At 64.5% G+C, this 20,294-nt stretch carries 12 protein-coding genes; 7 read left to right on the top strand and 5 right to left on the bottom strand.

The genetic code is table 11. From position 1 onward, the window contains the following. Nucleotides 1-52: 52 nt before the first annotated feature. From L6637_RS04685 to lptF, 3 genes are read right to left on the bottom strand one after another with little or no spacing between them, the layout of a single operon-like run. Nucleotides 53-2,536: an LPS-assembly protein LptD gene (locus tag L6637_RS04685; RefSeq protein ID WP_237858315.1), complete on the bottom strand. Its 2,484-nt coding sequence runs from the start codon at nucleotides 2,534-2,536 to the stop codon at nucleotides 53-55. Continuing rightward, nucleotides 2,536-3,633 carry an LPS export ABC transporter permease LptG gene (gene lptG / locus L6637_RS04680; protein ID WP_237858313.1) on the bottom strand — a complete coding sequence of 366 codons (1,098 nt, stop codon included), beginning with the start codon at nucleotides 3,631-3,633 and terminating at the stop codon, nucleotides 2,536-2,538. Before lptG ends, L6637_RS04685 begins: the two co-directional genes overlap by 1 nt. After that, a complete protein-coding gene (gene lptF, locus L6637_RS04675) occupies nucleotides 3,630-4,799 on the bottom strand; it encodes an LPS export ABC transporter permease LptF (RefSeq protein WP_237869385.1) in 1,170 nt (389 codons plus the stop codon). Before lptF ends, lptG begins: the two co-directional genes overlap by 4 nt. 342 nt (nucleotides 4,800-5,141) lie before the next feature. On the opposite strand from lptF, the gene L6637_RS04670 reads away from it, so the two are divergent. From L6637_RS04670 to L6637_RS04660, 3 genes are all read left to right on the top strand, one after another. Beyond that, entirely contained in the window at nucleotides 5,142-6,641 is a 1,500-nt protein-coding gene (locus tag L6637_RS04670; RefSeq protein ID WP_237858310.1) for a leucyl aminopeptidase, read from the top strand. Next, the gene (locus tag L6637_RS04665; protein ID WP_237858308.1) at nucleotides 6,638-7,090 is read left to right on the top strand and encodes a DNA polymerase III subunit chi; all 453 of its coding nucleotides are present in this window, start codon (nucleotides 6,638-6,640) and stop codon (nucleotides 7,088-7,090) included. Before L6637_RS04670 ends, L6637_RS04665 begins: the two co-directional genes overlap by 4 nt. 163 nt (nucleotides 7,091-7,253) lie before the next feature. Next, nucleotides 7,254-7,754 carry a hypothetical protein gene (locus L6637_RS04660; RefSeq protein ID WP_237859393.1) on the top strand — a complete coding sequence of 167 codons (501 nt, stop codon included), beginning with the start codon at nucleotides 7,254-7,256 and terminating at the stop codon, nucleotides 7,752-7,754. A gap of 91 nt (nucleotides 7,755-7,845) precedes the next feature. On the opposite strand, the gene L6637_RS04655 is transcribed toward L6637_RS04660, so the two are convergent. Both L6637_RS04655 and L6637_RS04650 read right to left on the bottom strand, forming a co-directional pair. Continuing rightward, complete coding sequence (locus L6637_RS04655; protein ID WP_237869383.1) at nucleotides 7,846-8,730, bottom strand: hypothetical protein; 885 nt, start codon at nucleotides 8,728-8,730, stop codon at nucleotides 7,846-7,848. Between the two features lie 54 nt (nucleotides 8,731-8,784). Continuing rightward, entirely contained in the window at nucleotides 8,785-9,573 is a 789-nt protein-coding gene (locus tag L6637_RS04650) for a class I SAM-dependent methyltransferase (protein ID WP_237869381.1), read from the bottom strand. A 327-nt stretch (nucleotides 9,574-9,900) separates the two neighbouring features. On the opposite strand from L6637_RS04650, the gene L6637_RS04645 reads away from it, so the two are divergent. The 4 genes from L6637_RS04645 to L6637_RS04630 all read left to right on the top strand — a co-directional run bounded on the left by L6637_RS04645 (nucleotide 9,901) and on the right by L6637_RS04630 (nucleotide 20,247). Then, nucleotides 9,901-12,750, top strand: coding sequence for a beta strand repeat-containing protein (locus L6637_RS04645; protein ID WP_237869379.1), 2,850 nt, complete (start codon nucleotides 9,901-9,903; stop codon nucleotides 12,748-12,750). Between the two features lie 302 nt (nucleotides 12,751-13,052). Then, nucleotides 13,053-15,185, top strand: coding sequence for a type I secretion system permease/ATPase (locus L6637_RS04640; protein ID WP_237858299.1), 2,133 nt, complete (start codon nucleotides 13,053-13,055; stop codon nucleotides 15,183-15,185). Then, nucleotides 15,172-16,623 carry an HlyD family type I secretion periplasmic adaptor subunit gene (locus L6637_RS04635; RefSeq protein ID WP_237858298.1) on the top strand — a complete coding sequence of 484 codons (1,452 nt, stop codon included), beginning with the start codon at nucleotides 15,172-15,174 and terminating at the stop codon, nucleotides 16,621-16,623. The genes L6637_RS04640 and L6637_RS04635 overlap by 14 nt, the downstream gene beginning before the upstream one ends. A 471-nt stretch (nucleotides 16,624-17,094) precedes the next feature. Continuing rightward, complete coding sequence (locus L6637_RS04630; protein WP_237858296.1) at nucleotides 17,095-20,247, top strand: hypothetical protein; 3,153 nt, start codon at nucleotides 17,095-17,097, stop codon at nucleotides 20,245-20,247. Nucleotides 20,248-20,294 lie beyond the last annotated feature (47 nt).

Below are 20,294 nucleotides of genomic sequence, written 5' to 3'. Positions count from 1 at the left end.
CAGCCGAAATGATCCTGCGATAGGGATCGCGCGGCCGGCATTTTGGACGGGTTCACTGGATGCCGGCGGAACTGCTGGCCCCCGTCGAGGTCGCCAGCGTGCGCAAGCCGATCTGGAACATGAACGCGTGGCTCAGCACGGGCGGCGTGGTGCCCGCGGAGTAGGCATACGAAGTTACATAGTTCGCCGCCAGCACGAAGCAATCGTCGACATAGCCGGCGCCGAGCACATATTGGTTGATCTTGTTGGCCTGGAGATCCCAGCGCGCCGAGCCCGTCACCACCCAGTTGGTCGCGACCTTGATCGAGCCCGTCGTCAGGATGCCCTCGCGCCGGGTCAGGTAGCCGAGCTCAGGCTGGGCGGCGTAATTGCCGTACAGCATGCTGACCGACCAGCGATTGAAATTGGCGCGGCCTTCCGCCTCGAAGCGCTGGAAGTTCCAGGTCTGCTCGTCCATGCGGGAGCGGACGCTGAACGTATAGGTGCTGTTCGGCGAATAGCTGGCGCTGGCCACGTAATCCGAGCGCGGCTTGTCCAGGCCGGAATTGATTCCGGTGTTGATGGAGTCCTGCACCGCGAAGGAGTTCATGCCGAACAGCTGGTAGGACTGGCCGAACAGCACCTTGATCGCGCCACCCCTGTCGAACTGCGTGGTCGACTGCACGCCGACATTGGCGCGGCCGCCGCCCTCGACGCGGTCATAGCCGGAGAACTTGTCGACACTGAACAGGTTCGAGGCGTCGAACACCATGCTCTGCGCGTCCTCGTTCGGAAGCTTGCCGGCATAGGTCTCGTTTGGACGGATAATGACCTGGGCGATCGGCTCGATGGTGGTCGAGCCCCAGGGCTGAACGTTGATGAAGGGATAGCGGTATTCGAGGCCGACGGTCGGCATCAGGCGGAACGCCTGGGTGTCGCCGACGGGCAGGTAGTTCGCCACGCCCGGCTGGTTCGAAACCTCGGAGTTGATCGCGTCGGCGCGCAGGATCGCGAACGGCGTCCAGATCTCGCCGAAGGGATCGGTGTAGGACTTGCGCCATTGCGCCTCCGCCGACAGGCGGGTGTAGGTGCCGGGGAAGCCGCGCAGCAGGCACTGCGCCGGCGTGCGCGCGAGCGGATCGGCCGAGAGCATCGTGCACAGGCTGTTGGTATTGGCCAACGTCGTGATCGGATCGAACGTCGCGTCGTTACGCGTCAGATTGACGAAATTCGTCTTGTAGGAGACCTCGCCGCCGAAGATCGGATAATTGAGCACGTTCGAGTAGTCGATCACGGGATAGACGACCGGGACCTGCTGCTGGTTGCCCGAGAAGCTCAGGAAGTACATCGTGCGGGCATCGAAGAAGCTGCGATTGCCGACGCCGGTCAGATAGAGCTGCGAAATCGCTTCCGTCGGCAGATTCAGGAACGATCCGAGCGGATCGCGATAGGCCGACAGGCGGTAGTCCGACATGAAATAGTAATCGGACAATAGGACGCCGTCCCAGCCCCAGACCCATTTGTCGTTCAGAGCGAACTGCCCCTTGGTCTCGACGCCGCCACGGAACTGGCGGTCGCCGGGCTGGCCGACGAAATGGCCCGGATCGAGCTGGTCGATGCCGTAGACGCGAACCTGGTAGGCGCCGTCCTGCAGGCGCTGGCGGAACTCGGCCTGGAACAGCACGCCCTGCCTGGAGGTGATGCGCGGGTTGAAGGTTGCGTCCATATCGGGCGCGATCGCCCAATAGAACGGGACTTCGACCCCGTAGCCAAACGCCGTGTAGGAGGTGAAGCCCGGCATCAGGAAACCGGTCTTGCGCTTCACGGTCGGGTCTGGCGTTGAGAAGTAGGGCATGTAGGCGAGCGGCACGCCGAAGAATTCGAGCTGCGCCGTCTCGAAATACAGCATCTTCTCCTGCTGGTCGTGGATGATACGGGCACCCTTGACCTGCCAGAGCGGCGGCTTCTTCGGATCGTCCCGGCACGGCGCGCAGGCCGTGTAGACGCCGTTCTCGAACACGGTGTAATTGCCCGAGGAGCGGTCGGCGCGGGTTGCGGCCATGCGGGTCTGATCTTCGGTGTCCACGCGCAGCGAATCGACGAAACCGTCGCGGTAGTCGTCGGACAGGTCCATCATCTCGGCATAGGTGATCTTGCCGTCGGCATCCGTCATGCGGATGTTGCCCTCGGCATGCAGCCGCTTGGTCTTCTGGTCGTAGATGACCCTGTCGGCCTCGACGCTGGTGCCATTGTAGAACAGCTGGACGTTGCCGACCGCCGAGACGCGCGAATTGTTGTAGTCGTAGTCGACCTCGGTCGCCTGCACGAGCATCTGGCCGTCATTGGCGGCCCGCGGCGGCTTCGGACGCGGCGGCAGCGGATTATAGGTGAAGCTCTGCGCGGCCGCAGGCGTCACCGCGGCATCCATCATCCCGGCGAGCGAGGCGACGGCAATAGCGGCGAGCACGAGCTTGCGGATTGACAAGCCGCCTCCGTTCGCGCGCACCACGTTGCGCTGCGCCCAGCCAGCCGGATGTCCTCGGCGGACGGCCGTCACTATCCGTCCTCCTGATACAGCAAGGCCAAAAAGCCGGTGAGGCCGCCCACCACTACGGGCAACCACGCCGCAGCGATCGGATGCATCAACTCAGCCTTGCTCAAGTCTTCAGTCACTTTCGACAGAACGTAGAGCAGAAAGCCTGCGCCCACGCCACTCAAAACCATCTTCTGTACGCCACCCATCCGGAAGAAGCGCAACGACACAGAGGCCGCGAGCATCACCATGGCGGCGAGCAAAAACGGCTGTGCCAGCAATTTGTGATACTGGAGTCGATAGCCGGCTGTCGCGAAGCCCGAGCTCTCGGACGAGCGGATGTAGCTCGGTAGTTGCCAAAAGGACACAGTCTCGGGTGTGGAAAAGCTGTTGCGGACCTGCGCCTCGGTCAGCGTCGTCGGAATCTCCAGGCTAGCCTGGTCGACCGGCGGGGCGTCGAGCGTGAAGCGGCGCACGCCCTTGAACAGCCAATGGCCGGACTCGAGCGTCGCCTCGCGCGCCTCGATCCGCTCCTTGAAGTGCTGATCTGTGTCAAACCGGAACAGCGTAAGGCCCGTGAGCCGGATGCCCTGCTGCTCGCTGCGTGCGGCGTTGATGATGGTCTGGCCGTCGTTGGTCACCTGGTTGAGCCAGAAGCCCGAGGCGTCCTGGATGCCGCCGCCGGGCGCCGAGCCGAACAGCTCGGCTTCCATGCGCTTGGACAGTTCGCGCAAATTGGCCGACATCGGATTGTAGGCGACCGTGGCGAGCACGCCGATCAGCAGCGCGCTGCCGAGCGCCGGCGAGATGAACTGCCAGGCCGAGATGCCGGCCGCGCGCGCCACCACGAGCTCGAGCCGGCGGGAGAGGGCGAGATAGCAGGTCATGGCGCCGATCAGCATGCAGAACGGCGTCAGCTTCTCCAGCAATTGCGGCACCCGGAACAACGAGGTCTCGGCCACCATGATCGCGGAGGCGGAGGCGAGCCCTGAAGTCTTGCGCACCATCTCGATGTAATCGACCAGCACCAGCAGCAGGAAAATGCTCGCGAACACGCCGAGTGCGGCGACCACGAAGCGGCCGGCGAAATAGCGCCCGAGCGTGTTGGTGAGCATGCTCATGCGGCGGCCGGCCGTCCGAACAGCCGCGCGATCCGCGCGTTCGACCTGTTGATGGCCTCCAGCAGGCCGGGCGGCGGCTCGACCACGATGCCGCCGACGATCATCCAGATGCCGGTGCCGATCGCGACCACCAGCATTGCGTATTGCACGCCGGCGACGAATGGCGTCTTCACGGCCATCACGGAGCAGGCAAAGCCGGCCATGCGCAGCCCAAACACCGCGAGCACCGAACCGCCGATCGAGAAGTTGCGGCTCTGCCGCGTCGTGCGCGGCGCGCCGAGGAAGGCGAAGGTCAGCGCCGCAAAGGCGAACGGATAGAGCGGCGCCATCAGGCGATCATGCAGCTCCGACCAGAACTGGCCGGGGACCGCCTTGTAGACGGGATCGTCCTGGGACGGCGTGAACAGCTCCCAAAGATAGCGCTCGCGAATGCCGAGGGTGACGTCGTGGCCCTGATTGCCGAACTTCGACATGTCGAAGCCGTAGCGGCCGAATGCCACCAGCGCGGGGTCGCGCTTGCCGGCCTCGAAGCGCTGGAGATTGCCGTCCTTCAGCACCAGGAACGATCCGTTCTCGTTCTTCACGACCTCGCCATGCTCGGCGACGATCGAGACGCGCTCGTTGGGATCGCGGCGGTCGTCGATGAAGATGCCGGCTAGGATCCCGCCGGGCAGCCGCTCGCGGATGCGGATCGTGAGGTTCTTGTCCAGCTGGGCGAAGCGGCCGGGCTGCAGGATGTTGGTGAGCACGTCGGCGGTGATCTCGGCGTCCCATTGCTTGATCCGCCGCATGCCGTCGGGGGCGAGGTAGGCCGCGATGAAGGCGACCAGCAGCGCCACCACGCAGGTGGCGTAGAAGAACGGATAGAACAGCCGGAACGGCGAGAAGCCGGCGGCATTCATCACGATGATCTCGGAATCGGTCGCGAGCTTGTTCAACGTGTGCGAGATCGCGATCATCAGCGCGATCGGCGAGATGATCAGCACCAGCGCCGGGATCACGAGGCTGGTGATGCCGAGGAAGGTCATGATGGTCTGACCCTGGCTCGTCATCAGGTCGATGCCGCGCAACGCCTGCGTAATCCAGATCACGCCGGTGAGGCTGACCAGGACCAGCGCAAACGACGCCAGCGTCGTGCGGAAAATATACCTGTCAATCGACCCCATGCGCTACCGCACGAATCCCACCAAAGCCCCAACGCGCGCACCGGAATTCCGGCTGTTCGACCAATCCCCTGACGGGGATCCCCGAGGTCGCCCAACCGGCTCTTCCGGCAGCTTACTTTCTCACTACCATCCCTTTGATCCGTCAACAAAATGGCTGACCCGTGGCACCGTCAATATATGGTTAATATTTCCCTCGATGTGACCTCCACGCCACGGGCGGTGCTTGGCATCGACCGCCGATCTCGCCCATAGTGTGGAAAGCAGAGTGAATCGCCGTTCAGGTCCGGCTTTCGACCGTATCGATCGATCGGCAAAAAGCCCCATGTTTTCGAGGAGTTACCCATGTCCGATGCCATCAAGGTCGGCTTCGTCCCGCTCGCTTCCGCCGCCCGTGGCATTCTGGTCGTATTTTGTGACGATGCTCTGAAGGTTGGCCCGGCAACCGCCAAGGCGCTCGGCGGTGCCAGCGAACTTGTGAAGCGGGCGGCGGGGGCCGGCTCATTCAAGGGCAAAAGCGGCGCCGCCCTGGACATCCTCGCCCCCGAAGGCCTGAAGGCCGAACGGTTGATCGTGATCGGGACCGGGAAGACCTCGAGCCTGAAGGGCAACGACTTCCTCAAATTCGGCGGCATGGCCGCCAGCAAGCTCAAGGCTGGTTCCGCGTCCATGACCATCATGGCGGAACTGCCTGATGGCGCCATGAACACCGAGCAGGCGGTCGCGATCGCCTCGGGCCTGCGCTTACGCGCCTACAAGTTCGATCGCTACAAGACCAAGAAGAAGGACGGCGAAGAGGGCGCCTTGCGCGCCGACGTCTCGCTGGCGGTCGGCGATGCGACTGCTGCGAAGAAGGCCTTTGCCTCGGCCGGCGCGGTCGTCGACGGTGTCATCATCGCGCGCGATCTCGTCAACGAGCCGCCGAACGTGCTGTATCCCGAAGAGTTCGCGCGTCGCGCCGGCCAGCTGAGGAAGCTCGGCGTGAAAATCGAGGTGCTCGACGTCAAGTCGATGCAGAAGCTCGGCATGGGCGCGCTGCTCGGCGTCGGCCAGGGTTCGGCCCGACCGAGCCGCACCGTGATCATGCGCTGGGACGGCGGCAAGAAGGGCGAGGCACCGGTCGCCTTCGTCGGCAAGGGTGTCTGCTTCGACACCGGCGGCATCTCGATCAAGCCGGCCGGCAGCATGGAGGACATGAAGGGCGACATGGGCGGGGCGGCCTGCGTCGTCGGCCTGATGCATGCGCTCGCGGCTCGCAAAGCCAAGGTCAACGTGGTCGGCGCCATCGGCCTCGTCGAGAACATGCCCGACGGCAATGCGCAGCGCCCGGGCGACATCGTCACCTCGATGTCAGGCCAGACCATCGAGATCATCAACACCGACGCCGAAGGGCGCCTCGTGCTGGCCGACGTGCTCTGGTACGTCGCCAAGAAGACCAAGCCGAAATTCATGGTGGACCTGGCGACGCTGACCGGCGCGATCGTGGTCGCGCTCGGCACCGATCATGCCGGCATGTTCTCCAACAATGACGAACTGGCCGAGCGTCTGCTCGCGGCCGGCATCGAGAGCGGTGAGAAGGTCTGGCGCCTGCCGCTCGGCCCCGAATACGACAAGCTGATCGATTCCCAGTTCGCCGACATGAAGAACACCGGCGGCCGCCACGGCGGCTCGATCACCGCCGCGCAGTTCCTGCAACGTTTCGTCGATGGTACGCCCTGGGCGCATCTCGACATTGCCGGCACCGCGATGGGCGCGCCGAAGACCGACATCAACCAGAGCTGGGGCTCGGGCTACGGCGTCCGGTTGCTTGATCGTCTGGTGGCCGATCATTACGAGCGCAAATGACAGAAGTTCTTTTCTATCATCTGCAAAACATGACGGTTGAGAACGTCTTGCCGCCGCTTCTCGAGAAATCGCTCGAGCGCGGCTGGCGGGTCGTGGTGCAGTCAACGTCACCCGAGCGCGCCGATGCGCTGGATGCGCATCTATGGACCTATCGCGACGATTCCTTCCTGCCGCACGCGACATGGCGGGTGAACGATGTTGCCGAGCAGCCGATCGTGCTGGCGATCGAGGCAGACAATCCGAATGGCGCCAATGTCCGTTTCCTGGTCGACAACGCCGCCTTGCCCGAGGATGCGGAAGCCTATGAGCGCATGGTGCTGCTGTTCAACGGCGACGATCCGGACGCGCTTGCGGCGGCGCGCAGCACTTGGACGGATTGCAAGACGCGCGGATTTGAGGTCACCTATTGGCAGGCCGACGAACGGGGAAGGTGGCAGCGGCGAAATTAGCGGCCGTTCCAGGTTAATGATAATTTGGGCTTTCAAGGGCAGATTGGTTTCGGCCACCTTCATGCCGCAAAGTGATGTTGGGACAATCGCTTAGGGCAGCTCCTTCACGCGGGGAATTTAGGTTATCGTGCGACATCAAAAGCTTCCAAAGTCGCTCCTGGTATTGGTCGCCGTCGCACCGCTGATGGCGGGCTGCGCGGGCGCATCCGACATGCTGACGTCCGCCAAAGACGCTGAATGGTTCAACAAGCCGAGCCGCCTGTTCATCAAGAACATCTCGATCGAATCGCCGCCGCTGACCCCCGACAAGCCTGTTGGCGCTGAGGATCTCGTCAGCGCCGACGGCGCTTGCCCCGGCATGGCGCCGCCGCCCGGTCCCGCCGACGCCAATGCGTCGACCACTGCACCGGCGCCAGTTGGCGGCACAGTCGCGCTCGGCCACACCGAATGCGACGTGGTGCGCGGCATCGGCGCGCCCTCGACCGTCAATCTCTCCAGCGATGCCGCTGGCCGTCGCGTCGCGGTGGTCACGTGGACGACGGGTCCGCGCGCAGGCATCTACACCTTCACCTCGGGGCGCCTCACCGCGATCGAAGGCACGCCGGAGCCGCCGGTCGTCGCCAGGCCGGTGAAGCCGAAGGCGAAGAAGAAGGCGGCGACCTGACAGGTCGCCGGGGCGGCTATGATCGCCCGTTCATTGCATCTTCGAACGACAGGGGGTGGCCGCTCCGTCCCCGGAACGTGATTGTTTCGGACTAAGTGGTTCCGATCTCGCTGAGCAGCTGGCGTGCGAGCGGTCTCCAATCCGCATCCGGCTTTTGCGAGTAAATGCTCAGCGTCATGCCTTCGTCCGCAAGAGGAGAACGCGAGTACGCGAGCCATGGCGCGTCGTAAACGTCGATGTTAACTCCGGCATCGTTGCACAGGTTCAGGCTGCGCCACATCAGGCGTCCTTCTTGCGTGTGTTCATCGCGCAGAAGCGACAGCTCATGCGCTTGACCAAAGTCAGCAAATTTTTGCTCGAGCTTTTGCCAGGCGTCGGCCGGCACTTTCAGATTTGCGAAGATTTCTGTTCGGGCCGACGTGAAGATGACGTGGCAGCTTCTATCCCTCACGACGATGGGGAGTATGAATATGCCGCAGGTCAGCGCAGCGGCGGCAGACACGATGCTCCACGATTTCGCAATGGACTCGGAGGGCCGCGTGGTTGCCCAAAAGGCGACGCCGCCGACAAGGCCCGACAACCCCGCGAGTCCCACGCTTCGGACGTAATCAGTCCAGCCAAACTCAGTCGGCAAGTCATTGCTGAATGTCGGCTTGCCGCCACTGATCATGGACAGCAATGCCAGGATGCCAAATGGCGTTGCGCCGACGAGGAAGCCTCCGAGCGCGCAGGCAACAATCCCGACGCGCGACCGTTTGCGGCGGACCAGCAGAAAGAGTGGAAGACCAAACAGCAGGGCGTGCGCAATTGCGGCCGTGAACATCATCATGGCCGCGTTCAGACCTTGCGTCACAAGAACGATGGTGATCGCGTCCTCGACCTGCAGAAAATGCGGGATGACTGCAAGCGTCGCCGCGAACGACGCGAAAACGGCGGCGGCAAGCAGGCGCATCACTTGCTGGACTCGCATCTCCATGCGCTCATCCTTGGCGCCGACCGCCAGGATGCGAGGGGACAGTACCACCAATCATCAGGCGGCCTTGCGTCCCTTGATCGCGGTGGCCGATGCATGCACCGTGATCGCACCAGACGCGCTTGACGGCAGTCGCGACTGTAGTCGGCGCCTGAGCTCCGCGCTCTCCGCGTCCGAGAGCTTTCCCACGATGCCGCTCGGGCTGCTCACCACCATCGACAGCCAATAGTCGTCGAAATCGGCAAATGTCCGCTCGACGACCAGCTCGCGTGTCTCGACCTCGCGCAGACCGAGCTCCGCCCAGAGCGCCTTCAGCGCCTCAAAGCGAGAGATATCCGCACTCGGCGGGCGCGCCGCGGGGATGCGCAGGGCATCCAATTCTTCCCACAGCGGCTGCGTGGGCGTGCCGCCCCGCATGATGTCCCAGGTATAGGACGCAACCATGCCGCCGGGCTTGGTGACGCGGACCATTTCCGATGCACCCTTGCGCGGGTCGGGAACGAAAAACAGGACCAGCGCCATCACCGCGACGTCGAAGCGATTGGCGTCGTAGGGAAGGGCCATCGCATCGCCGATCGACAGCTCGACTGGCTTTGCCGTGAACTTTTGCCGCGCCGTCGCAATCTGTGCGTCGGAGGGATCGATCGCGCAAACCGACGAAGGAGTGGCCTTCGCAAGAATAAGCTCGGTGAACGCACCGTTGCCGGCGCCTATATCCGCCCAGGCCAGTCCCGGGCGCCTTACCAACCAGTCGAGGAACAGATTGCCGGCCGATCGGCTCCAAGGCGCCATGAAACGTTCGTAAGCCGCGCCGTCGGTGAATCTGATCGGTTCAGGTGACGACATCTGCGATCTCCCTCAAAATTGCCTATTCAAAAATGTTCCTTGGCCGAAAAGGTTACTGCCTGCTCCGTAGCACGGTGCGCGACCTGCCGCAGCAAATTCCGCAAAGGCATCTTTACCGAGCGTGTCGACATAGTTTCGCAATGCGAACCGAGCGCATCGCAACGTGCGCGCGCCATCACGTCCGCCGCGGTCCAAGATCGGCGCGCAGGAAATCTGGAGGAAATCTCCAGAAATAAACACGCCCGTCTCAAGCAGCCATTCAAGAATGTCGTGTTCGCGGCTGCTACGCCTCGAAGGAGGGGCTAGATCGATCGAAGGATAATTTGGATGTCTATTACCTCGGTTTTTTCCCCGGTTACGGGGCAACTCACCATCTTCGGCGACAGTGCGAATAACGGCCTCGTGATCGGTCGCGACAAGTCCGGTCGCATCCTGGTCAATAACGGTTCTGTGAAAACGGTCGGTGGCGATCCCACTGTTGCCAACACCAACGCGATCGAGATTTTCGGGCAAGGCGGCGACGATACGATCACCGTCGACGAAAGCCACGGACCGATGCCGGCGGTTCAGATTTTCGGAGGCGACGGCAACGACAGGATCACGGGCGGCTCGGGCAACGATCTTCTGTTCGGTCAGGCCGGCGACGATGTGATCAAGGGCGGCGGCGGCAACGATCTGCTGTTCGGCGGCGCGGGCAACGACACGCTCGACGGCGGCAGCGGCAATAACCAGCTTTTCGGCGAGGCCGGTAACGACCTCATGATCTGGAATCCCGGCGGCGGCAGCAACGTGTTCGAGGGCGGCGACGGCAACGACACCGCGCAGATCAACGGCAGCAATGCCTCGGAGACCTTCACCATCACGGCAAACGGGACGCGCGTGCGGTTCGACGAGACGAGCCCGGCGCCATTTTCGCTCGACATCGGCACGACGGAAAATCTCGTGTTGCACGCCGGCGGCGGCGACGATGTCATCACGGCCGGCAACGGTCTCGGCAGCCTGATCTCGCTCACGCTCGATGGCGGCGCCGGCAATGATACGATCACCGGCGGTGACGGCAGTGATCTCTTGATCGGCGGCTCCGGCAACGACATCGTCAGCGGCGGACGCGGCAACGACGTCGCCCAACTCGGCTCAGGCGATGACACCTTCATCTGGAATCCCGGCGACGGCAGCGACACGGTAGAGGGCGGATCCGGCAACGACAAGCTCGTGTTCAATGGCGCCAATATCAACGAAAACATCGATATCTCGGCCAATGGCGGCCGGGTACGCTTCACCCGCGATGTCGCCAACATCACAATGGACCTCAACAGCATCGAAGCGATCGAGTTCGATGCGCGCGGTGGCGCCGACAACGTCAACGTTGGCGACCTTACCGGGACCGGCGTTAAGCAGGTGCTGGTCGATCTCGGTGCCGTTCCCGGCGGCACGCAAGGCGACGGCGCGGCCGATACGGTGACCGTCAACGGGACCAACGGCAATCAACATATCCAGGTCACGGCCGTCGGCACTACGGTCACGGTCACCGGTTTGCCTGAAGTCGTGACCATCGCGAATGCGGAGGCCGCCAACGACCGGCTGGTTATCCAGGCGCTCGGCGGCAACGACGTCGTTGACGCATCCACGCTCGCAGCGGTGATCGGCCTCACCATCGACGGCGGCGCAGGCAACGACACCATCACCGGCAGTCAAGGTGCCGACCTCCTGATCGGCGGCGATGGCAACGACAAGGTCACCGGCGGCCGCGGCAATGACGTGGCGCTCCTCGGTGCGGGTGACGATCTCTTCACCTGGAATCCCGGTGACGGCAGCGATACCGTCGAGGGAGGGGCGGGAACGGATACGCTCGTGTTCAACGGCTCTAATGTAGCCGAGAACATGTCGATCTCGGCGAACGGAAGCCGTGCGCTTCTCGCCCGTGACGTCGGCGCTGTGACCATGGATCTCAACGGCGTCGAGCACGTGCAGATCGCCGCGGCCGGCGGTGCCGACAACATCACGGTCAACGACCTCTCCGGCACCGACGTCACGCAGGTCGCCATCGACCTCAGCGCCGGCCCGGGCAGCCAGAGCGGCGACGGTGCTGCGGACCGCGTGACGGTCAATGGCACCGCCGGCGATGACACCATCAAGGTTGTGACCTCAGGCGGATCGATCGTGGTCAACGGTCTGGCCGCCCAGGTGACGGTCGCGCACGCCGATGCCGGTGATGTGCTCGCCGTCAACGGCGGAGGTGGCAACGACGTCATCGATGCTTCCGCGATCAAGGCCGGCCAGCTCGCCAGCTTCAACATCAACGGCGGCGACGGCAACGACATCATTACCGGGAGCGCCGGCAATGACATCGTAAATGGCGGACGCGGCAACGATGTCGCCAATCTCGGCGCCGGCGACGATACCTTCGTCTGGAATCCCGGCGACGGCAGCGACACCGTCGAAGGCGGCAAGGGCACCGACACGCTGCTGTTCAACGGGGCCAACATCAACGAGAACATCGGCATCTCGGCCAATGGCGATCGGGTGCTATTCACCCGCGACGTCGCCAGCATCGCGATGGACCTGCACGGGGTCGAACACATCGACTTCAACGCGCTCGGCGGCGCCGACAACATCACCGTCAACGATCTCTCCGGCACCAGCGTCAACCAGGTCAATCTCGACCTCGGCGCTAACGACGGCGCCGCCGATACTGTGACCGTCAACGGAACCGCCGGCAGCGACGTCATCACGGTGACCGAGCACGACGGCATCATCACGGTGTCGGGCCTCGGCCAGGACATCAACATCACCGATGCGGGGGCCGGCGACCGGCTCGTCATCAACGGCCTCGACGGCGATGACGTCATCACAGCCTCAGGCCTGCAGGGTGGCATCCAGCTGGTTGCCAACGGCGGCAATGGCGACGACGTCCTGATCGGTGGCTCCGGCAACGATACGCTGCTGGGTGGGGCAGGGGACGATGTTCTGATCGGTGGCCCCGGCCAGGACGTCCTCGATGGCGGCACCGGCAACAACGTCCTCATCCAGGATGGCGCGGCGATGGCGGCCGCGATGCTGCTCAACCAGGCCATGGCGGGGAGCTTCGTTCCCGCAGGCGATGGCCATGGCGCAATGCCCCTGGCCGATCCGCACACGGCGCAGACCCAGACGCTCGCTCCGCCACAGCACGCCTGACGGCAAGGCCGGCCGGAATGAGCCCGTCCAGCGCGCCGACGAAGGTGCGTTCCCTCCCCCCTTGTGGGGGAGGGCTAGGGAGAGGGGTAGCCCAGAAAAAGGTGCAGGTTGTTGATGACGCAGCAAGCGCGAAAGCGACGGAAAGAGTCCCCGTATGGCACCCCCCTCCCTGACCTCGAGAGCGAGCTTCGCTCGCCTCGGACCCCACAAGGGGGGAGGGAACGGAGAGAGTGCTGCCGTGGGCCAAACTCGATTCAATGTAGACCCGTCTCGCTCAAGCCGCTCCACTCCAGAGAACGCCCATGGCAGTGAATGCGGTGTCTACCGATACCGGTCTCGACGCTCTCCTGACCTTGCTTCATCTGCAAGGCGTGGCCGCCGACCGCGATCAGCTCAGGCACCGGCAAGGTGCGGCAAGCTTCGGCGCAGCGGACATCATCCGCTGCGCCAGATCTCTTGGACTGAAAGCCCGGACCTATCGCACGCGGTGGAGCCGGCTGGCGGACAGCCCGCTGCCGGCGATCGCGGTCCTGCGTGACGGCAGCTTCATGGTCATCGCCAAAGCCTCCGCCGACAAGGTGCTGGTGCAGTCGCCGCATGCGCAGCGGCCGGTATTGATGGAGCGCGACGAGCTGTCTGCCATCTGGGACGGCGGCTTGATCCTGATGACCCGGCGGGCCGGGTTATCCGACCTCGGACGGCGTTTCGACATCACCTGGTTCATCGCCGCGATCGGCAAATATAGAAGGCTGTTCGGCGAGGTGGTGGCGGCCTCGTTCTTCCTCCAGCTCTTCGCGCTGGTCTCGCCTTTGTTCTTTCAGGTCGTGATCGACAAGGTGCTGGTACATCGCTCGCTGTCCACGCTCGATGTGCTCGTCATCGGTCTCGTCGTCGTCTCGCTGTTCGACACCGCGCTCGGCATTCTGCGCAACTATCTGTTCTCGCATACGACCAACCGCATCGACGTCGAGCTGGGCGCACGCCTGTTCCATCATTTGCTGGCCCTGCCGATGGCCTGGTTTCAGGCGAGGCGCGTCGGCGATTCCGTGGCGCGGGTCCGCGAGCTCGAGAACATCAGAAATTTCATCACCTCGTCGTCGCTGACGCTGCTGGTCGACCTGGTCTTCACCTCGGTGTTCCTGGCGGTGATGTTCGCCTATTCGCCCGTGATGACCTGCATCGTGCTGGCCTCATTCCCGTTCTACATCGCGATCTCGGCGGTGGCGACGCCGCTGTTTCGCCGCCGGCTGGAGGAGAAATTCCGCCGCGGTGCCGAGAACCAGGCGTTCCTGGTCGAAAGCGTCAGCGGCATCGAGACGCTGAAGGCAATGGCGGTCGAGCCGCAGATGCAGCGCCGCTGGGAGGAGCAGCTTGCAGGCTACGTCTCCGCGAGCTTTGGCGTCACCAGTCTCGGCAACACCGCAAGCCAGCTCGTGCAGCTCGTCAGCAAGGTCGTCACCGCGGCGATCCTCTATGCCGGAGCGCGGCTGGTGATCGGCGACGCCCTGACCGTCGGCGAACTTGTGGCCTTCAACATCTTCGCGGGGCGCGTCTCGGCGCCGGTGCTGCGGCTGGCGCAGGTGTGGCAGGATTTTCACCAGGCGCGGCTCTCGATCGCGCGTCTTGGCGACATCCTCAACAGCGCGGCGGAGCCAGCCTATTCCGCTGGCCGCGCCGGGCTGCCACCGCTCCGGGGCAACATCCGCTTCGAGCGCGTCGCGTTTCGCTACCGGCTCGAAGGGCCGGAAATCTTGCACGACGTCTCGTTCGAAATTCCGGCCGGCCAGACCGTCGGCATCGTCGGCTCCTCGGGCTCGGGCAAGAGCACCTTCGCAAAACTGGTGCAGCGGCTCTACGTGCCGCAGAGCGGCCGCGTGCTGATCGACGGCATGGATCTGGTGATGACTGATCCAGCCTGGTTGCGGCGGCAGATCGGTATCGTGCTCCAGGAGAACATGCTGTTCAACCGCTCGGTGCGCGACAACATTGCGCTGGCCGATCCGACCCTGCCGATGGACCGCATCATGGAGGCGGCAAGGCTTGCGGGCGCGCATGATTTCATTCTGGAGCTGCCCGAGGGCTACGACACTGTGGTCGGCGAGCGGGGCTCGACACTCTCGGGCGGGCAGCGCCAGCGCATCGCGATCGCCCGCGCACTGGTGACCAATCCACGCATCCTGATTTTCGACGAAGCGACCAGCGCGCTCGACTATGAGAGCGAGCGGATCATCCATGACAACATGAAGGAGATCGCGAAGGGGCGCACCGTCCTGATCATCGCGCATCGTCTCTCCACCGTTCGCGGCGCCGATCGTATCTTCACGCTGGAGCACGGCCGCCTGGTCGAGGACGGCACGCATGACGCGCTCATCAGGAACGGCGGCCGCTACGCCACCCTGCACAGGCTTCAGGGAGGGATTTATGAGGTCGGCTAGATTAGTGCCGGCCTCGAAGCCGGAACCGTCAGTCGTTCCCTTCAGGAGCGGGAAGAGCCGGCGAGCCGAGGAAACCGCCTTCCTGCCCGCAGCGCTGGAGATCACCGAGACCCCGCCGTCACCGCTCGGCCGAGGAATCGCGTTTACGTTGATGGCCCTGGTCTGCGTGGCGCTCGCATGGTCCGCCTGGGGCACGATCGACATCGTGGCGTCAGCGACCGGCAAGGTCGTGTCGAGCGGGCGAAGCAAGGTGGTGCAGCCGTTTGAGACGGGCGTTGTGCGCGCCATCCACGTGCAGGACGGGCAGGTAGTCAAATCGGGCGACGTGCTGATCGAGCTCGATCCGACCGTGAATGCAGCCGAGCGCGACCATCTGCACGACGATCTCATGGCCGAACGGCTCAACAGCGCGCGCCTCCGCGCCGCCTTGAGCGCCGGCGAAGATGGCGCCGCTGATCTCGTTCCGCCTGATGATGCCGATCCGTTGCTGGTCGCGACGCAGCGGCAGCTTCTCGCCAGCCAGGTCGGCGAGCACCGTGCCAAGCTCGCCTCGCTCGAGCGTCAGGAAGCGCAGAAGGAGGCCGAGCATCAGACCATCGCAGCGACGATCCACAAGCTGGATGCACTGCTCCCCGTGACCGAGCAGCGCGTCGATATCCGCAGGACGCTGATGGAGAAGGAGATCGGCTCGAAGCTGACCTATTACGAGACGCTTCAGCTCCAGATCGAGCAGCAGGAGGAGCTTGGTGTCCAGCGCAGCCGTTTGAAGGAAGCCGAGTCGGCCGTCGCCGCGATCCGGGAGACCCGCATCCAGGCGGTGGCCGAATATCGCAAAAGCCTGTCCGACGAGCTCGCCAAGAGCGAGCAGAAGGCAAATGGCCTCGCGCGCGACCTGATCAAGGCGCAGCAGCGGACCAACCTCCAGCAGTTGACATCACCGGTCGACGGCGTCGTCCAGCAGCTTGCGGTCCATACTGTCGGCGGCGTGGTCACGCCGGCGCAGTCGCTGCTCGTGATCGTGCCGTCAGACACGCACCTCGAGATCGAGGCGATGATCTCCAACCGCGACATCGGCTTCGTCGAGGCCGGGCAGGGCGCCGCGATCAAGATCGACACCTTCAACTTCACTCGCTACGGCCTGCTGCAAGGCCGCGTCGTCAGCGTCTCGCAGGACGCGATCATCCGCGACCGTCCGCCGGAGCGCGGCGACCGCGCGCCGGGCGCGCAACACGACAGCAGCGAGCCGAACGGGCAGGAACTCAGCTACAGCGCGACCATCGCGCTCGATCGCACACAGATGCAAGTGGACGACCGGCTCGTCAACCTGACCCCGGGTATGGCGGTGACCGCCGAGATCAGGACCGGCTCACGCACCATCCTGAGCTACCTGCTGTCGCCGCTCCAGCGCTACCGGCACGAAATCATGCGGGAACGCTAGCTTCGCCAAGCTATAGCTATTTCAATAGGTTGTGTCGCGGCTCCAGGGCGCTCCCGCAGCGGCCCGAGAGGCGGGTCTCAGCGAGTGCCGATGATTGCGATTGTGAGCATTGCGACAGCAATTGGTGATGTCTGTTCCCAATTGAGATGATTTATGCGTGGCGCCGGATGAAAGAGCCATCGGCGAAACCACATCAGCAAATCTCCCGCGATTTAGTCGTTTAGCTTTCGAGTGATGCTCAATTGCGGACCGATTGATCGGGGCGCTTGCGTTGCGCTGGATCAATTCGGGCTCTCAACACCTCCGTTATCGTCACGTGCTCGTACTGTGGAGGCTGGCATGCGCATGGCGTCCGAACATCATTCAATGTTCAAGAAGTCAATGAGCGGGAGCAGGGCTCGTCCCGTTACGGGCGCGGTTCATCCGGCCAGTCAGCGTCCGGCGCGCGGGTTCAAGCGGACGATCAGATCGGTGTTCCTTGCGTTGCTGGTCTCGCTTGCCGCCGCGGCGCCAGCGCTGGCGCAAGTGGTCGCCGACGGCAATGCCGCGCTTACCGGTTTCTCCGGCGTGACGCCGCCGGTGGTGGTGGCGCCTGGCGTCAATCCGCTCGACAAGACCTATATCGATCCCAACGGCGTATCGGTGCGCGTCGTCGATTTGCAGAGCATGGGCGGGCCGCCGCAGGCGCAAGTTGTGACTGCGCCGAAGCCGTTCGCGGCCACGGCCGCACAGGTCGGCCAGGTGTTCGGCATCACGCTCGACAATGCCAGCCCGCCAAACATCTATGTCGCGGCGACATCCGCCTACGGCCTGCCGATCGTGGTGCCTGACAAGGACGGCGATGGCTTGGCCGATCGTGTGCAGCAGGGCGCCGCGAATGCCAGCTTCATGAGCGGCCTGTTCGGTCCGTCGTCGGGCGGTCCCGGTTCGATCTGGCGCATCGACGGCACAAGCGGCGCGGTGCAGTTGTTTGCCAATGTCACGCTCAACGGCGCCGCCAATCCCGGTCCCGCGCTCGGCGGGCTCGCCTTCGATGGCGCTTCGCAGTCGATCTTCGTCGCCGACCGCGCGACCGGCATGATCCATCAATTCGGACTCGACGGTAGCGAGCGTGGCCGCTTTGATCATGGCGTGCAGGGCCGCCCGGCGGCCGGCGCGCAGCCGGTTCCGTACAATCCTGCGATGCGGCTTGATATTACTGCGCCCGCGTTCTCGACCGAAAATCCGGCGACCTGGCGCTACGCGCCGGCGGCGCGGCTGGTGTTCGGCCTCGCGGTGCATGACGGCCGTCTTTACTACGCGGTGACGGAAGGCCTGCAGGTGTGGTCGGTCTCGATCGCCGGTGGCAGCTTCGGCAAGGATCCGCGGATCGAGGTTACGGTGCCGCCGAGCCTGGCGCCGACCGAGATTTCCAAGATCCTGTTCGATGCGCGCGGCAACATGCTGCTCGCCGAGCGCGCCGCGCCGACCGGTGACTACGCCATGGTCGCGCTTGCCCAGGAGGGCGTTTCGCGCGTGCTGCGTTACACGCCGGTCTCAACCGGCAATCCGTCGGGACCGCGCTGGCAGGCCCAGCCCGATCAGTACGCGATCGGTTTCCCGGCGCAGATGACCAACGGCAATGGCGGCATCGCGATCGGATATCGATACGCGGCCGATGGTGCCATCGACCGCACGAGTTGCGGCGGCTTCCTGTGGTCGACCGGCGAGCGCTTGCGTGTCGCCAACGACACCGCGACCACGCTGAGGCTTTCACTCGGCGGCCCCGCCAATGTCAACGGCATGCAGGGCAATGGCGTCGAAATGGTTGCACCCGCCAACGTGCCGCCGTGGTCGAGCTATTTCATCGATAAGGACGATCGCTTCGACGATCCGGCCGCGCGCGGCCAGATCGGCGACATCGCGATTCCGCTTGGCTGCGCGCGCGTGACGCTGCGCCTGCCGCCGATCCTGCGCCCCTGGTATCCCGGCTTTGGTTTCGGCATCGGACTGCCGCTGCCGCCGGCCGGACCGTTCTGCCCGTGGCCAGGATCGCATGGCTGCACCTGCCTGCCGGGTCAGCCCTGCATCTGCCCGCCTGGCAGCAGCCAGCAGCCCGGCTTGCAATGCTGCCCCAGCTTCCAAACACCGGGGCCCGGCGGCCAGTGCACGTCGTTGTGTGCGAACGGCGCTAACGATGCGGCTTCGAGCGCGATGTGCTTCTTCGGCGCCATGCCGCCGCCGGATCCGAACAATATCGATTACACCGACATCACCTGTTTCGACGGCACGCAAATCAATGCACAGACCGGCGGTCTTTGTCCCAAGCCACCCGGTGCGGTGTGTATGGCCGGCTTCACGCTGGTCCCCGCCAAGCACGACGGCGGCGACATGTGGACGGACTACACCTGCGAGTCGACTCCACAGGAGAACATGTGTGCGCAGCCTGGACCGAATGGTCATCTCCAACAGATCGGGCTCGACGGCCAGTGTCACGAGCTGTGCTCGGGCGATTCGCTGGCATTCCCGACCACACAATGTTGCCCGGCCGGCATGGTGCCGAACGCGTTCGGTGTCTGCGGCCCGCAGCAGGGAGGCTGCCCGCCGCAGCAGCTGACCTCGACGGGCAAGTGCTGCCCGCAAGGTCAGAAACCGTTGCCCAACGGCGAGTGCGTCATAACGCTGAACTTCTGTCCGCCGCAGCAATTGACCTCGACCGGCCAGTGCTGCCCGCAGGGCCAGACGCCGCAGCCGGACGGCAGCTGCAAGCAGCAGCAATGTCCGCCGCAGCAGCTGACCATTTCGGGCCAATGCTGCCCGCAGGGCCAATTCCCGCAAGCCAACGGCAGCTGCGGCGGCCAGCAGCAGGTCTGCCCGGTCGGCCAGCTGACCTCAACGGGCGTGTGCTGTCCGGCGGGAGAGACGCCGCAAGCTGACGGGAGCTGCGGCCAGCACAGCTGGTTGCCGTCCTGTCCGCAACAGCAGATCAGCAATACCGGCATCTGCTGTCCGTCGGGCACCACGCCGCAGACTGATGGGAGCTGTCAGGGCTGTCCGGCCGGCACGGTCGCCAGCCCGCTGACTGGTGCCTGCATGCAGCAGCAGCCCTGCCCAAGCAATACCGTGCAGAAGGCGAACGGGCAGTGTTGTCCGTCGTCGCCGGGTATCGTCGCCGCTGGAGCCGCGCCGGCCTGCTTCTGCCCGACCGGACAGACCTTCGACGGCCAGAAGTGTGTCGGCGGCAGCCAGGCTGCAACCGGCTGCTTCCCCGGCTACACGCAACTGCCTGGCGGCGGCTGCTGTCTCGCGAGCCAGGCGACGCTTGACGGCGTCTGCTGTCCGCCGGGCCAGCATCCCGACGCCAACCGTCGCGCCTGCGTCGGGACTGCACCCTTGCCGCACGTCGCGCCGCCCATCATCAGGGCACCGCCGGTCGTGGTGCCTCCGCCCAAGGGCGTCGTCGTGCCGCCTCCGCACGTCGGCATCACTCCGCCGCCGCGTATCGGGGTGACCCCGCCACCGCCGAATATCGGCGTGAAACCGCCGCCGCGCATCATCGTGACGCCCCCGCCGCATATCGGGGTCACCCCGCCGCCCCGGGGCGGCACCTTCGCCCCCCGCAAGGAGCCGGAGAAGGTTCGCTGAGCAGAATCAGCATTAAGCAAGCAAAGAGGGCCGGTTGGCCCTCTTTG

Origin of the sequence: Bradyrhizobium zhengyangense (genome assembly GCF_022012435.1) — a bacterium.
Classification (GTDB): Bacteria; Pseudomonadota; Alphaproteobacteria; order Rhizobiales; family Xanthobacteraceae; genus Bradyrhizobium; species Bradyrhizobium zhengyangense.
Note: the sequence above shows the minus strand (reverse complement) of the source record. Positions and strands in the feature narration are given on the sequence as shown.

Coding starts and splice junctions, on each gene's coding strand:
- lptG (WP_237858313.1), bottom strand. CDS start 3,633: ATGAGCATGCTCACCAACACGCTCGGGCGCTATTTCGCCGGCCGCTTC.
- lptF (WP_237869385.1), bottom strand. CDS start 4,799: ATGGGGTCGATTGACAGGTATATTTTCCGCACGACGCTGGCGTCGTTT.
- L6637_RS04670 (WP_237858310.1), top strand. CDS start 5,142: ATGTCCGATGCCATCAAGGTCGGCTTCGTCCCGCTCGCTTCCGCCGCC.
- L6637_RS04665 (WP_237858308.1), top strand. CDS start 6,638: ATGACAGAAGTTCTTTTCTATCATCTGCAAAACATGACGGTTGAGAAC.
- L6637_RS04655 (WP_237869383.1), bottom strand. CDS start 8,730: ATGGAGATGCGAGTCCAGCAAGTGATGCGCCTGCTTGCCGCCGCCGTT.
- L6637_RS04650 (WP_237869381.1), bottom strand. CDS start 9,573: ATGTCGTCACCTGAACCGATCAGATTCACCGACGGCGCGGCTTACGAA.
- L6637_RS04645 (WP_237869379.1), top strand. CDS start 9,901: ATGTCTATTACCTCGGTTTTTTCCCCGGTTACGGGGCAACTCACCATC.
- L6637_RS04640 (WP_237858299.1), top strand. CDS start 13,053: ATGGCAGTGAATGCGGTGTCTACCGATACCGGTCTCGACGCTCTCCTG.
- L6637_RS04635 (WP_237858298.1), top strand. CDS start 15,172: ATGAGGTCGGCTAGATTAGTGCCGGCCTCGAAGCCGGAACCGTCAGTC.